We start from the raw sequence: 13,629 nt of genomic DNA, 5'->3' as shown, positions 1-13,629 counted from the left end.
ACGCTTGCGGGGAAAGCGTAAGCGCCGCACGACGAAGCGTCCGGCGCGCGGGAAATCAGGGCTGGACGGTAGCCGCCGGGTTGATCACGCGACCCAGGCCGAGGTTGCGCAACGCCAGGTGCAGCGAGCTGTGGATGACCTGCGGGTTGTCGAAGGTGAGCAACTGGCCGAGCAGGTCCCGGGCCTTGTCCAGGGTGATCTGGCGCAGCAGCCACTTCACCTTGGGCAGGTTGGTGGCGTTCATCGACAGGCTGTCGAAGCCCATCGCCATCAGCAGCACGGCAGCCGCGGGATCGCCGGCCATCTCGCCGCAGATGCTCACCGGCTTGCCTTCCAGGTGGGCATCGTCGACCACCTTCTTCAACGCATGCAGCACGGCCGGATGCAGGTAGTCGTAGAGGTCGGCGACCCGCGGATTGTTGCGGTCGACCGCCAGCAGGTACTGGGTCAGGTCGTTCGAACCGACCGAAAGGAAGTCGACCTGGCGGGCCAGCTCGCGGGTCTGGTACACGGCGGCGGGAATCTCGACCATCATGCCGATAGGCGGCATGGCGATGTCCACGCCCTCGTCGCGCACCTCGCCCCAGGCGCGGTGGATCAGGTGCAGGGCCTCTTCCAGCTCGTGGGTGCCGGAGATCATCGGCAGCAGGATGCGCAGGTTGTCCAGTCCTTCGCTGGCCTTGAGCATGGCGCGGGTCTGGACCAGGAAGATCTCCGGGTGGTCGAGGGTGACGCGGATGCCGCGCCAGCCGAGGAACGGGTTGTCTTCCTTGATCGGGAAGTAGGACAGCGCCTTGTCGCCGCCGATATCCAGGGTGCGCATGGTCACCGGCAGCGGGTGGAAGGCACTGAGCTGCTCGCGGTAGATCGCCAGCTGTTCCTTCTCGCTGGGGAAGCGGTCGTTGATCATGAACGGCACTTCGGTGCGGTACAGGCCCACGCCCTCGGCGCCACGCTCCTGGGCGCGGGCGACATCGGCGAGCAGGCCGGTGTTGACCCAGAGCGGCATGCGGTGGCCGTCGAGGGTCTCGCAGGGCAGCTCGCGCAGGGCCGCCAGGCCCTTGCTCAGCTCGCGCTCCTCGGCGACCACGTCGCTGTACTGGCGCACCAGCTCGGCGGAGGGGTTGGTGTAGACCTCGCCGTGGTAGCCATCGACGATCAGGTCGATACCGTCGACCTTGGAGTACGGCAGGTCGACCGCCCCCATCACCGTGGGGATGCCCATGGCACGGGCGAGGATCGCCACGTGCGAGTTGCCCGAGCCGAGCACCGAGACCAGGCCGACCAGGCGCCCTTCCGGCACCTCGCCGAGCATCGCCGGCGACAGCTCCTCGCTGACGATGATGGTCTGCTCCGGGTAAGTCAGGTTCTGCTTGCGTTCTTCCTGGAGGTAGGCGAGCAGGCGGCGACCGATGTCCTTGACGTCGGAGGCGCGCTCGCGGAGATAGGCGTCGTCCATCAGCTCGAAGCGCTGCACGTGCTCCATCACCACCTGGCGCAGGGCGCCCTGGGCCCACTGGCCGGTACGGATGATGCGCTTGACCTCGTTGCCGATGGAGGCATCGTCGAGCATCATCAGGTAGACGTCGAACAGCGCGCGTTCTTCCTTGCGCAACTGGCTGGCGAGCTTGCTCGACAGCGCGCGCATGTCGGCGCGAACGCCCTCCAGGGCCTGCTTGAACAGGGCAATCTCGGCGTCGATGTCGTCGACCTGCTTGTCCGGCACCACTTCCAGGTCGGCCGGCGGCAACACCACCACCGCCTTGCCCACCCCGACCCCGGGGGCGCCGGGCACGCCGACGAACTTGGCTTCCTGGATGCCCTTGCCGAGCTTGCCCAGGCCGCGGATCGAACCGGTCGCCTCGGCATGCGCGATGACCCCGGCGAGCTGAGCGCTCATGGTGACGAGGAAGGCCTCCTCGCCTTCGTCGAACTGGCGGCGCTCCTTCTGCTGCACCACCAGCACCCCCATCACCCGCCGATGGTGGATGATCGGCGCGCCGAGGAACGACGCGTAGCGCTCCTCGCCGGTCTCGGCGAAATAGCGGTAGCGCGGGTGGGCGGCGGCGTTCTCCAGGTTGAGCGGCTCCTCGCGGGTGCCGACCAGGCCGACCAGGCCTTCGCTGGGGGCCATGCTGACCTTGCCGATGGAACGCTTGTTGAGGCCTTCGGTGGCCATCAGGACGAAACGCTGGGTCTCGGTGTCGAGCAGGTACACCGAGCAGACCTGGGTACCCATGGCTTCCTTGACCCGCTGCACGATGATGCCCAGCGCCGCCTTCAGATCCTTGGCGGAGTTCACTTCCTGGACGATCTTGCGCAGCGTGTTGAGCATGCTCGGGGCCTTGTCTCCGTGTTCAGTCCCGCGCCAGAAGGCGCGGGGCCAGTTCCTTCAGGGCGCGGCGGTAGACCTCGCGCTTGAAGGTCACCACCTGTCCCAGGGGGTACCAGTAACTCACCCAGCGCCAGCCGTCGAACTCGGGCTTGCTGGTGATATCCATGCGCACGCGCGCCTCGTCGGACATCAGCCGCAGCAGGAACCATTTCTGCTTCTGGCCGATGCACAGCGGCTGGCTGTGGGTCCGCACCAGGCGCTGCGGCAAACGGTAGCGCAGCCAGCCGCGGGTGCAGGCCAGGATGCGCACGTCCCCGGCCTCCAGCCCGACTTCTTCGTTCAATTCGCGATACAGCGCCTCTTCCGGCGTTTCGCGATCATTGATGCCTCCCTGCGGGAACTGCCAGGCTTCCTGATTGATACGCCGCGCCCACAGCACCTGCCCCGCCTCGTTGGCGAGAATGATGCCGACATTCGGGCGAAAACCATCGGAATCGATCACGCTGGGACATCCTCGAAATCGCATGTGCCCGCATTGTTCCATAAAGCTTGTGATAGCGGCAACGCGCGGCTTTGCGACTCGTGCGGGGAGGATACAGGGCCGGCAAAAGCCGGTAGGCTAGGGGTTTTCCCAAGGCCCGGTGGGAGCCTTCGCAAAAGGCTCTCGCGGCCCTCCCGCCACCCGCCAACCGATGGAGTCACCCCGTGCGTCTGGCCCTTTTCGATCTCGACAACACCCTGCTCGCCGGCGACAGCGACCATAGCTGGGGCGAATGGCTGTGCCAGCGCGGCCTGGTCGACGCCGCCGAATACCAGGCGCGCAACGACGCCTTCTATGCCGACTACGTGGCTGGCAAGCTCGACGTCCTTGCCTACCAGGCCTTCACCCAGGCGATCCTCGGTCGCACCGAGATGGCCCAGCTGGAAACCTGGCACCGCCAATTCATGCAGGAAGTGATCGAGCCGATCGTGCTGGCCAAGGGCGAGGCGCTGCTCGCCGAGCACCGCGCCGCCGGCGACCGGCTGGTGATCATCACCGCCACCAACCGCTTCGTCACCGGCCCGATCGCCGAACGACTCGGGGTGGAGACCCTGATTGCCACCGAGTGCGAGATGCGCGACGGCCGCTACACCGGGCAGACCTTCGACGTGCCCTGCTTCCAGGGCGGCAAGGTGGTTCGCCTGCAACGCTGGCTCGACGAGAACGGCCTGAACCTGGAAGGCGCCAGCTTCTATAGCGACTCGCTGAACGACCTGCCGCTGCTGGAGAAGGTCAGCCGGCCGGTGGCCGTCGACCCCGATCCGCGCCTGCGCGCCGAGGCGGAAAAACGCGGCTGGCCGATCATTTCCCTGCGTTGACCCACTGACAAGTGCGCCGTCCGACGGGCGGCGCCACGGCGGACCCAGGATGCCCCACACCGCCCCCACTCCCGGCTCGCTGCGGCCGGTCGTGATCGTCGCCCTGGTCACCGCGCTATGCCTGGCCGGCGATTCGATGCTTTATATCGCCCTGCCGATCTACTGGCACGAGGTCGGCCTGGAGGCGCTCTGGCAGGTCGGCGTGCTGCTGTCGATCAACCGCCTGATCCGCCTGCCCTTCAATCCGCTGATCGGCCGCCTGTACAAGCACCTGGCACTGAAGACCGGCCTGCTCCTGGCGGTCGTCATCGGCGTGTTGAGCACCGCCGGCTACGGCCTGGCCAGCGGTTTCCTGGCCTGGGTGCTGCTGCGCGGACTGTGGGGGATCGGCTGGTCGTTCTTCCGCATCGGCGGGCTCTCGGCGGTGGTCTACTGCGCCGCCGACCACCAGCGCGGCCGCGCCATGGGCCTGTACAACGGCCTCTACCGCCTGGGCAGCCTGGTCGGCATGCTGCTCGGTGGGCTGCTGGTGCCGGTCCTCGGCCTGCCGGCGCTGGCGCTGTCCTTCGCGTTCCTGGCACTGCTCGGCCTGCCGCTGCTGGCGAAGGGTTTCGACCTGCCGGAGAGTCCCGCCGGACATGCGCGGACCTCCGCCGCAACGGCATCCACCAGCGTCGCCAGGCGCCCGCCGCCGCGCGGCCTGGTGATCCTCAGCGGCTTCGCCACCGCGCTCCTGATCCAGGGCGTACTCGCCGCCACCCTGAGCGCGCTGATCGCCCGCAGCTTCGGCACCGAGGTCAGCCTGCTCGGCCTGGCGCTCAGCGCCGCCGGCCTCTCCGGGATCATCCAGGCCCTGCGCTGGTCCTGGGAGCCCTGGCTGGCCGGGCGCTTCGGTGCCTGGTCGGATGGCCCGCGCGGGCGTCGGCGCTTCTACGTGGCTGCGCTACTGGTCGGCGCAATGGGCTTCGGCCTGCTTTCCAGCAGGCTGCCCATTCTCGCCTGGCTGGCCATCGCCCTGCTGGTGATGCTGGTCGCCACCGCCCTCACCACCCTGACCGACGCCCTCGCCGCCGACGTCGCCCGCGCCGGCGACGTGGTCGGCTTCATGACCCGCTACTCCATCGTCCAGGACCTCGGTGCCGCGCTGGGCCCGGCCCTGGCCTTCCTCCTGCTGGAGCGGCCCGGCGGCTTCGCCTGGTTGTACTGGGGCGGCTCCCTGGCGTTCCTGGTCCTGGCGTTGCTCTGGTTGCGCCGAGCGGACTCTCAGACCGGCTTGTTGACCATCAGGTAGAAGATGACCATGAAGGCGATGAAGGCCGGCCAGCCGAGGATGAACCAGGCGTTCATGTAGCGGTACGCCAGCGGTTCGATGGGCCGCGCCTCGCGCAAGGCCGCCTCGGCCATGTCGCGTACGCGGATCTGCAACCACACCACCGGTAGCCAGCAGAGCCCGGCGAACACGTAGAGGCCCAGGCTCCACAGCAACCAGCCCTGGGCCAGCGACCAGCCGGCGACATGCACCATGGCCAGGCCGCTGAGCGGCTGGAACACCGCGGTGGTGGCGATGAACAGCCAGTCGGCGGTGACCAGGTGGCGGAAGGTCACTGCGATCACCGGCAACTGCCCGCTGCGCCAGGCACGCAGGGCGTAGTAGGCCGACCCCAGGCCGGTGCCGAAAAGAATGGTCGAGGAAAGGATATGCAGGGTCTTCAGCAGCAGGTAAAGGTTCATCCACGGGCCTCCCTGGCTCTAGGTTCGTCGCCCAGCAGCCAGAGCGTGGCCACCATCAGCACGATGTTCTTGCCGACCGCCATGTAGGGGTCGTACCAGTAATGCGGCAGGATCAGGCTGATCGCCAGGCTGTAGCCAAGCATCAGCCAGAACTGCGCCAGCAGCGCGCGCCGACGCCAGCGGCGGAGCAGCAGGCCGACGCCGAGCGCGCCGTCGAGCAAGGCCCCGGCGATCACCGCCAGGCTCGCCGGCCAGCCGTGGATGCCGGCCTCGCCGAGGATCCGCAGGCCCCAGCCGTAACCCGGCCCCAGGCAGGCGACCAGGGTACCCAGCCAGATCAGCACCAGGGCCGCCAGCATCAGCGGCCGCATCAGAGCCGCCAGGCTGCGTGCCGCCTGCGGCCAGCCGAGCAGCCGACTGGCCAGCGGCGCGCAACGATAGCCGCAGGCCTCATCGAGGAGTGCCGGGTCGGCCAGGTTGTCGTGGCGCACCAGCTTCAGCATCGATGGACTCAGTGTCCGCCAGCCAGCACGCCGGCCAAACCCGCCCAACGCATCGAGAAGCGCCGCGGGCGGCACCACATAGCGGCCGCGCGGCCAACCCTGGGCGCGGCGCAGCTCGTCCAGCAGCTCGCCCTGGGTCAGCGCCTGCGGACCCACCAGCGGAATCACCTGCGCCCGCTCCGGCCAGCAGCGCAGCAAGGCCAGCACCGCGCCGACCAGGTCCTCGACATGCAGCGGTTGCAGGCGCGCGCGATTGTCCAGCAAGGGAATCAGCGGTAGCGGCGACAGGCGTTCCAGCCAGGCGCTGCTGGCGCCGCCCGGCCCCAGCAGCAGGGACGGGCGCAGCACCAGCGCCGGGATGCCCAGTTCCAGCAGGTGGCGGTCGGCCGCCGCCTTGCTGGCGAGGAAGGCCACGTCCGGGTGCGCACCGGCGCCCAGCGCGGAAATCTGCAGGACCTTCGCCCCATGGGCCGCAGCGAGGTCGAAGAGTGCTCGCGCGCCGCTGTCCTGGACGCGAGCCATGCTCGCCTCGTCGAGGCTCATGGTGCCGGCGGCGTTGATCAGCAGGTCGACCCCGGCGGGCCAGGCGAAGCTGTCCGGCCTTTCCGCAAGCCGCTCCAGGTCGAGCGCCAGCCAGCGTACGCCGGCAGGCGCATCGACCGGCGGGCGGCGCGCGGTGAGGAGCAGTTCGTGTCCGGCGGCGAGCAGCGCCGGGAGCAGGTGCCGCCCGACGAAACCTCCCGCGCCTACCAGCAGAATACGCATGCGTTCCTACAGAACCGGCGAAGGCCGGTGAAGTCCATTTCGTTGGCGTTTCAGAGCGGCTTGCTGACCATCAGTACCGCCACCGCGATGAAGCTGGCCGCACCGAGCAGGGCCATGACCAGGCCCACCTTGATCTCGCGCAGGGTCTGCTCGCCCAGCGCGGCCCCCGCCGTCTCGGCGGCGCCGGCCTGGTGCTGGACCCGCGCCAGGCGGCCGGCGAGGACCAGCCAGAAGATGCAGCCGAGCAGATAGAGGCAGGCGCCGAACAGCAGCCAGCTCTGGCCCAACGGCCAGCCGGCCAGGTGCACCAGCCACCAGCCGCTGACCGGCAGGGCCAGCAGGCTGAGCCCCAGCAGCGGCCAGCCGATCAGGCGGACCCGCTTGAAACCGCGCGCGATCCGCGCCGCGTCGCCCGTCCGCCAGCTGCGCCAGGCGTAGAACGCCAGGCCGAGCAGGCCGCCGAAGAGCAGCACGGTGGCGACTCCGTGGAGAATCTTGATCTGGAGAAAATGTTCCATCAGCGCATCCTTGTCCGTGTTCCCGGCCCGTTTGAGGGGCCGGGGGCGGGCTCAGTTCCCGAGGAAGGAGATCACCTGCCCGTGAAGCTTAGCAGCCCGCGTCGGCGAGCCGCCGCGGGTCAGCCGAGGAACAGCTGGTAGGCCGGGTTGGCGGTCTCGTCCCAGTACGGATAGCCGATCGCCTCCAGGGTCTGCGGGATCAGGTGGCGCTCGTCTTCCGGCACCTGCAACCCGGCCACCACCCGGCCGTCGGCCGCGCCATGGTTACGGTAGTGGAACATCGAGATGTTCCAGCGCCCGCCGAGCTTGGTGAGGAAGTTGAACAGCGCGCCGGGCCGCTCGGGGAATTCGAAGCGGAACACCATCTCGTCGCTGACTTTCACCGCATGACCGCCGACCATGTGGCGGATGTGCAGCTTGGCCAGTTCGTTGTCGGTCAGGTCGAGGACCGGGAAGCCCTTCTCGCGCAGATAGGCCACCAGCGCCTCGCGCGGGTCGTTTTCCGGGTGGGTCTGCACGCCGACGAAGATGTGCGCCTCGCTGCCGCTGTGGTAGCGATAGTTGAACTCGGTGATCTGGCGCTTGCCGACCGCCTCGCAGAAGGCCTTGAAGCTGCCCGGCCGCTCGGGAATGGTCACCGCGATGATCGCTTCGCGGCGCTCGCCCAGTTCGGCGCGTTCGGCGACATGCCGCAGGCGATCGAAGTTGACGTTGGCGCCGGAGTCGATCGCCACCAGGGTCTGCCCCTCGGCGCGCTCGCGCTCGACGTACTTCTTGATCCCGGCCACCGCCAGCGCGCCGGCCGGCTCGGTGATCGAGCGGGTGTCGTCGTAGATGTCCTTGATCGCCGCACAGATCTCGTCGGTGCTGACGGTGATCACTTCGTCGACGTGGTCCTTGCAGATGTCGAAGGTGTGCTGGCCGATCTGTGCCACCGCCACGCCGTCGGCGAACAGCCCGACCTGGCCCAGCACCACCCGCTCGCCGGCGGCCATGGCCGCCTGCAGGCAGTTCGACTCGTCCGGCTCGACGCCGATCACCTTGATCTCCGGACGCAGGTACTTGACGTAGGCGGCGATGCCGGCGACCAATCCGCCACCGCCCACCGGGACGAAGATCGCATCGAGGCGGCCGGGCTGCTGGCGGAGGATCTCCATGGCCACGGTGCCCTGGCCGGCGATGGTGTCCGGATCGTCGTAGGGATGGACGAAGGTGTAGCCCTTCTCGTCGACCAGCTTCAGCGCGTGGGCCAGCGCCTCGGGGAAGGCGTCGCCGTGCAGCACCGCCTTGGCGCCGTGGGCGCGCACCGCCTGGACCTTGATCTCGGGGGTGGTCTTGGGCATCACGATGACCGCCCTGATCCCCTGCCGCTTGGCCGCCAGGGCCAGGCCCTGGGCGTGGTTGCCGGCCGAGGCGGCGATCACCCCGCGGGCCTTCTCCTCCTCGGTGAGCTGCGCGACCTTGTTGTAGGCGCCGCGGATCTTGAAGGAAAACACCGGCTGCAGGTCCTCGCGCTTGAGCAGGACCTGGTTGCCGAGGCGTTCGGACAACTGGCGGGCGGGTTGCAGGGGCGTTTCCACCGCGACGTCATAGACGCGCGAGGTGAGGATCTTCTTGACGTATTGTTCGAGCATCGGAGGCGGTTCGGCGGACTTCACGGAAGCCCGGAGTCTACTCCAGGCCCGCCGGGCGGACTACCGGCGTGCCGCAGGAAAACACCGCGACTGCCGGTCATCCGGGGCAAGACCGGAGGACGCCAGGCCGCTATAATTCGTCCCTTCGTATCGCAGCGGCACAGGACGTGCCGGAAACCCGCCGGGCCGCCCCGGCCGCGCGCACCCTCCGCCTGCGCCGCCGGGACGGCCGGCCAGGCAACCAGACAGGCACCCGGGATGAACCAGGATCAGCTCAAGCAGGCAGTGGCACAGGCCGCCGTCGACCACATTCTTCCGCACCTCGACAGCAAGAGCATCGTCGGCGTCGGCACAGGCTCCACCGCCAACTTCTTCATCGATGCCCTGGCCCGCCACAAGGCCGAGTTCGACGGCGCAGTGGCCAGTTCGGAGGCCACCGCCAAGCGCCTGAAGGAACATGGCATCCCGGTCTACGAGCTGAACACGGTCAGCGAGCTGGAGTTCTACGTCGACGGCGCCGACGAAAGCAACGAGCGCCTGGAGCTGATCAAGGGCGGCGGTGCCGCGCTGACCCGCGAGAAGATCGTCGCCGCGGTGGCCAAGACCTTCATCTGCATCGCCGATGCCAGCAAGCTGGTGCCCATCCTCGGCCAGTTCCCGCTGCCGGTGGAGGTCATCCCGATGGCTCGCAGCCACGTCGCCCGCCAACTGGTGAAGCTCGGCGGCGATCCGGTCTACCGCGAAGGCGTGCTGACCGACAACGGCAATATCATCCTCGACGTGCATAACCTGCGCATCGACAGCCCGGTGGAACTGGAAGAGAAGATCAACGCCATCGTCGGCGTGGTCACCAACGGCCTGTTCGCCGCCCGCCCGGCCGACCTGCTGCTGCTCGGCACCGCCGACGGCGTCAAGACCCTCAAGGCCTGAGCCCGCTCGCCCCAGGCCGATGACCGGTGCGGGGCGACACTGCAACAAAAGCGGCTACGCTGTGTCTCAGCAGACGGCTGGTCCGTTGCGATCCGCCGCACCCCGTGAACAAGGAGCTAGACATGGCAGCCAAATTCCATCTGAAGAAAGCGAAAGACGGCCAGTTCCACTTCAACCTGCATGCCGCCAACGGCGAGATCATTCTCACCAGCGAACTGTACAAGGCCAAGGACTCGGCGCTCGGCGGCATCGAGTCGGTGCGCAAGAACTCCCAGCGCGACGGTGCCTTCGAGGTCAAGCCGGCCAACAACGGCAAGTTCCACTTCGTGCTCAAGGCCACCAATGGCCAGGTCGTCGGCCAGAGCCAGCTCTATGCCAGCCAGGCCAACGCCGAAGCCGGCGTGCAGTCGGTGAAGCGCGCAGCGCCGGAAGCCGGTCTCAGCGACGAAAGCTGAGGCCTGGCGGCGCCTGTGCCGAGGCACAAGCGCCGCCCATCCACCTCTGCATTCCCTTCCGCGGTTACTTCCCGTCCCAGGAGTTGAACGCAGCGCCCCATTTTCAGGCTCGCAAGTAACACTCCCGGCCGCTGCCTCTCTCTGCTTCGCCGTCCAAGCCGCTGCCAGTTACAACGTAGCGACACCTCAGGTCGCCCAGGCGTCAATTCGTGCTCCAGAGACATGAAACGGTCCGCATCCTGCTTTCCGCGGCGCGAGCATCATTCGATGCACCATCGTACCGACACAGAGGAAAGTGCCGTGTTCAAACCATTAGCTGTCGCTGTAGGCCTGGGATGTGCTGCGCTGTCGTTGGGTGCCAACGCCTATCAATACGGGGAATACGCCGGGGAGACCCTGGAGCGCCTGATCACCGACTACCCGGGCCGCTATCGCGGCACCGCCAGCTTCGCCGGCGCCAGCGAACTGATGCAGTCGCGCCTGGGCTTCGGCTACCAGACCAGTCGCCAGGACTTCACCTGGGCCGGCAACCGCAGTTCGCAGAACGTCATCGCCTCGGCGCCCGGCAGCAGCGGGAAGTTCCTGGTACTCGGCGCGCACTACGACACCTACTACGGTCGCCCGACCCTGCAGGGCCTGGACGATAACGCCTCGGGCGCGGCGGTGCTCACCGAGATCGCCCGCAACCTCGGCGGCATCGCCCTGGAGAACGGCCTCGAGGTGGTCGGTTTCGGCGCCGAGGAGGAAGGCCTGCGCGGTTCGCGTGCCTACGTCGAGTCCCTCGACGCCAGCCAGCGCGCCAACCTGCTGGGAATGATCAACCTCGACAGCCTGGTCACCGGCGACAAGATGTACGCCCATGCCGGCTCCAACAGCGTGTCCAACCCGGCCCTCGGCGCCTACCGCGAACAGATCCTGCGCATCGCCCGCGAGCTGGACATCCCGCTGTTCACCAACCCCGGCCTGAACGCCGAATACCCGGCGGGTACCGGCTGCTGCAGCGACGGCGAAAGCTTCAACGGGATGGACATCCCGGTGTTGTTCATCGAGGCGACCAACTGGGAACTGGGCGACCTGGACGGCTACGAGCAGACCGACAACCCGGCGATTCCCGGCGGCTCAACCTGGCACGACCCGGCCGAGGACAACAAGGAAGTACTGACCAACGCCCTCGGCCAGGAGCGCATCGAGCAACGCATGCGCGACTTTTCCCGCCTGCTGACGCGCCTGGTGCTGGAGCTGACCAACGCCGACCTGCTGGCCTCCACCGCCTCCGGCGGCGCCCTGGCGCGGCAGATGGAAGACCAGTTGCAGCGCCAGCACCAGGCACTGACCCGCCTGCACGACCGCCGCTGGCTGACCCTGCTCGGCAGCAACCGGCCGGTAGGCAGCTTCGACGGCGAGGTGGGCGCGGAGGGCGAGGTCTCGCCGGACAGCGGTTTCGACATGCCTGGCGATCCGGAGTCCAGGCGCGCCGGCGTGCATCTGCTCGGCGACTACCGCTACAGCGAGGCCCTGACCCTCGGCGGCAGCCTGGCCTTCCAGCGCAGCCGCGACAAGCTGGACCATGGCGGGCGCATCGAGGGCGACACCTGGCAGCTCGGCCTGTTCGGCCTGTACAACGACGGCGGTCCGGAATGGCTGGCCGGCGAGCTGAACCTCGGGCATACCCGCTACGACAGCAAGCGTTCGGTCTACCTCCAGGCCGCCGGCGGGCCGGTGCTGCTCGACCAGCGTCTGTCGGGCGACACCTCGGCCTGGTCCTGGGGCGCCCGGCTGGAAGGCGGCTATGACTTCAGCTTCGGCGAACTGCGGAGCGGGCCGCTGGCCGGTCTCGACTACATGCGCTACCGCATCGACGACTTCCGCGAGGACGAGGCCCTGCGTACCGCACTCGGCTACGAGAAGCAGGACTACGACTCGCTGGAGGCGAGTCTCGGCTGGCGCCTGCGCGGCGAGCTGGCGCTGGGCGCGAGAATGCGCCTGCAACCCTACGCCAGCCTGCGCTGGGTCCGCGAGCTGGCGGACGGACGCCTGGAGGACATGGACCTGACCAGCCGCGGCGACGGGCGTGTCCGGGTCGCCGACATGGGCGGCGTGGACAAGGATTTCGGCCGCGCCCAGCTTGGCGCGCAACTGGCGATCACCGAGCAGCTCGGGGTCTTCGCCGAAGCCAACAGCCGCTTCGCCCACAGCGAAGGCAACCAGGCGGGCTATTCGCTCGGGGTGAACTGGCAGTTCTGAGCGGGCCAGGGGACGCTCCTGCCGTCCCCGCATCCGCGTCAGGGCTGCGCCGGCTCGTCCTTGCTGAACACGTAGAACAGGTTCGGTTCGCTGACCAGGTAGAGCACGCCACGGTCGTCCATCGCCACGCCCTCGGCCTGCGGCACGCTGCGCTTCAGGCCGTGCATGCCGCGCAGCAGCGACAGGGTGCTGACCGGCTCGCCGTCGGTGTCCAGCTCGACTACCAGACGCGACTCGTCGGACAACGCCAGCAGGTGCCCGGTGCCCTCGTCGAACTGCAGGCTGGACAGGTCGCGGACGAACAGGCGCTTGTCGCGCCCGGGGTCGTCCACCACGTGCACGGCGAACGGTTTGTCCGCCTGGGTGTGGGGGAAACCGTGGATCTCGTAGATGCGCACCGGGTCGCGCTCCTTGGCGACGAACAGGCGCTTGCCCTCGGCGTCGTAGGCCAGCCCCTCGAAACCCTTGTTGCCGTTGAGGCCGATACCCAGCGAAAGCTGCTGGGCATCGGCAGCGTCGATGAAGCGCGTATCGTCCTCCAGGCGCACCTTGACCAGGCGTTGCTGGCGCTCGTCGGTGATCACGTAGACACCGCGGCTGATGTACTCGATGGCCTCGGCGTCGCCGAAGCCGGTCAGCGGGATGGTCCGCAGTACCTTGCCCTGCAAGGACAGCTCGATGATCTGCGCCGGCTGGTTGGTCACGGTGAACAGGGTGCGCCGGTCGGGATCGAAGGTCAGCGCGGAAACGTCGTCGTTCAACCCCTCGATGGGCTGCGCCTCGATCCGCACGCGGTAGTCCGGCAGCCATATCGAGCGCTCTTTCCAGGCATCGGCGTGACGCCACTCCTGGACAGCGAACCAGGCCCGGTCGAAGACGCGGAAGCTCTGGCCGAGAAGGACCAGCGCGGTCAGCGCGACCAGCAGGACGGCCAGCAGCAGACGGCGAGGCGTAAAAGCTCGGGACATTGAAAACGGCTCGGGAGTTTGGGCGTGGATAGTCATAGCATAGAGCCTGTACGCTGTATGGAAACGGGCTGCGCCCGACCTTTCCTACGCAAGCTACGGCTCCAGGCTGAAGCCAAGCTTAAAGTCAGCCAGCCGCCCGGGCGACTCGGACAGGTCCGAGTTTCCTGTCCGAAAGAGACGACAAGAG

Annotated in this window: 12 protein-coding genes; 5 read left to right on the top strand and 7 right to left on the bottom strand. The window is 68.0% G+C overall.

All coding sequences use genetic code 11. From position 1 onward, the window contains the following. Window positions 1-55 precede the first annotated feature (55 nt). Together ptsP and HMPREF2914_RS29035 are read right to left on the bottom strand one after the other, a co-directional pair. A complete protein-coding gene (gene ptsP, locus HMPREF2914_RS29040; protein WP_003084404.1) occupies window positions 56-2,335 on the bottom strand; it encodes a phosphoenolpyruvate--protein phosphotransferase in 2,280 nt (759 codons plus the stop codon). 22 nt (window positions 2,336-2,357) lie between these two features. Next, window positions 2,358-2,837, bottom strand: coding sequence for an RNA pyrophosphohydrolase (locus tag HMPREF2914_RS29035; protein ID WP_003084400.1), 480 nt, complete (start codon window positions 2,835-2,837; stop codon window positions 2,358-2,360). A 203-nt stretch (window positions 2,838-3,040) separates the two neighbouring features. Between HMPREF2914_RS29035 and HMPREF2914_RS29030 the strand changes: the two genes are divergently transcribed. Both HMPREF2914_RS29030 and HMPREF2914_RS29025 read left to right on the top strand, forming a co-directional pair. Next, window positions 3,041-3,694, top strand: a complete 654-nt coding sequence (locus HMPREF2914_RS29030; RefSeq protein WP_003084397.1) for a histidinol-phosphatase — start codon at window positions 3,041-3,043, stop codon at window positions 3,692-3,694. A gap of 49 nt (window positions 3,695-3,743) precedes the next feature. Then, entirely contained in the window at window positions 3,744-4,985 is a 1,242-nt protein-coding gene (locus HMPREF2914_RS29025; RefSeq protein WP_023092297.1) for an MFS transporter, read from the top strand. On the opposite strand, the gene HMPREF2914_RS29020 is transcribed toward HMPREF2914_RS29025, so the two are convergent. The 4 genes from HMPREF2914_RS29020 to ilvA form a co-directional block, all read right to left on the bottom strand. Beyond that, a complete protein-coding gene (locus HMPREF2914_RS29020) occupies window positions 4,958-5,425 on the bottom strand; it encodes a DUF2269 family protein (protein WP_003084393.1) in 468 nt (155 codons plus the stop codon). The two genes, HMPREF2914_RS29025 and HMPREF2914_RS29020, sit on opposite strands and share 28 nt — an antisense overlap. Continuing rightward, complete coding sequence (locus HMPREF2914_RS29015; protein ID WP_023092296.1) at window positions 5,422-6,693, bottom strand: SDR family oxidoreductase; 1,272 nt, start codon at window positions 6,691-6,693, stop codon at window positions 5,422-5,424. Before HMPREF2914_RS29015 ends, HMPREF2914_RS29020 begins: the two co-directional genes overlap by 4 nt. A gap of 50 nt (window positions 6,694-6,743) precedes the next feature. Beyond that, window positions 6,744-7,211 (bottom strand): DUF2269 domain-containing protein, encoded by a 468-nt coding sequence (locus tag HMPREF2914_RS29010; protein WP_003084389.1) that lies wholly within the window; start codon window positions 7,209-7,211, stop codon window positions 6,744-6,746. Between the two features lie 119 nt (window positions 7,212-7,330). Next, a complete protein-coding gene (gene ilvA / locus HMPREF2914_RS29005) occupies window positions 7,331-8,869 on the bottom strand; it encodes a threonine ammonia-lyase, biosynthetic (RefSeq protein WP_017001827.1) in 1,539 nt (512 codons plus the stop codon). 234 nt (window positions 8,870-9,103) lie between these two features. On the opposite strand from ilvA, the gene rpiA reads away from it, so the two are divergent. The 3 genes from rpiA (at window position 9,104) to HMPREF2914_RS28990 (ending at window position 12,474) form a co-directional block, all read left to right on the top strand. After that, the gene (rpiA, locus tag HMPREF2914_RS29000; RefSeq protein WP_003084386.1) at window positions 9,104-9,775 is read left to right on the top strand and encodes a ribose-5-phosphate isomerase RpiA; all 672 of its coding nucleotides are present in this window, start codon (window positions 9,104-9,106) and stop codon (window positions 9,773-9,775) included. 122 nt (window positions 9,776-9,897) lie between these two features. Next, on the top strand, window positions 9,898-10,230 hold the full coding sequence (locus HMPREF2914_RS28995; protein WP_003110581.1) for a YegP family protein: 333 nt from the start codon (window positions 9,898-9,900) through the stop codon (window positions 10,228-10,230). A gap of 300 nt (window positions 10,231-10,530) precedes the next feature. Further along, entirely contained in the window at window positions 10,531-12,474 is a 1,944-nt protein-coding gene (locus tag HMPREF2914_RS28990) for an autotransporter outer membrane beta-barrel domain-containing protein (RefSeq protein ID WP_004364986.1), read from the top strand. Window positions 12,475-12,512: 38 nt separating this feature from the next. Here HMPREF2914_RS28990 and HMPREF2914_RS28985 read toward each other — a convergent pair whose 3' ends face one another. Beyond that, window positions 12,513-13,478, bottom strand: a complete 966-nt coding sequence (locus HMPREF2914_RS28985; protein ID WP_004364984.1) for an SdiA-regulated domain-containing protein — start codon at window positions 13,476-13,478, stop codon at window positions 12,513-12,515. Window positions 13,479-13,629: the final 151 nt, after the last annotated feature.

It is taken from the genome of Pseudomonas sp. HMSC067G02 (genome assembly GCF_001813485.1).
GTDB lineage: Bacteria > Pseudomonadota > Gammaproteobacteria > Pseudomonadales > Pseudomonadaceae > Pseudomonas > Pseudomonas aeruginosa.
Note: the sequence above shows the minus strand (reverse complement) of the source record. Positions and strands in the feature narration are given on the sequence as shown.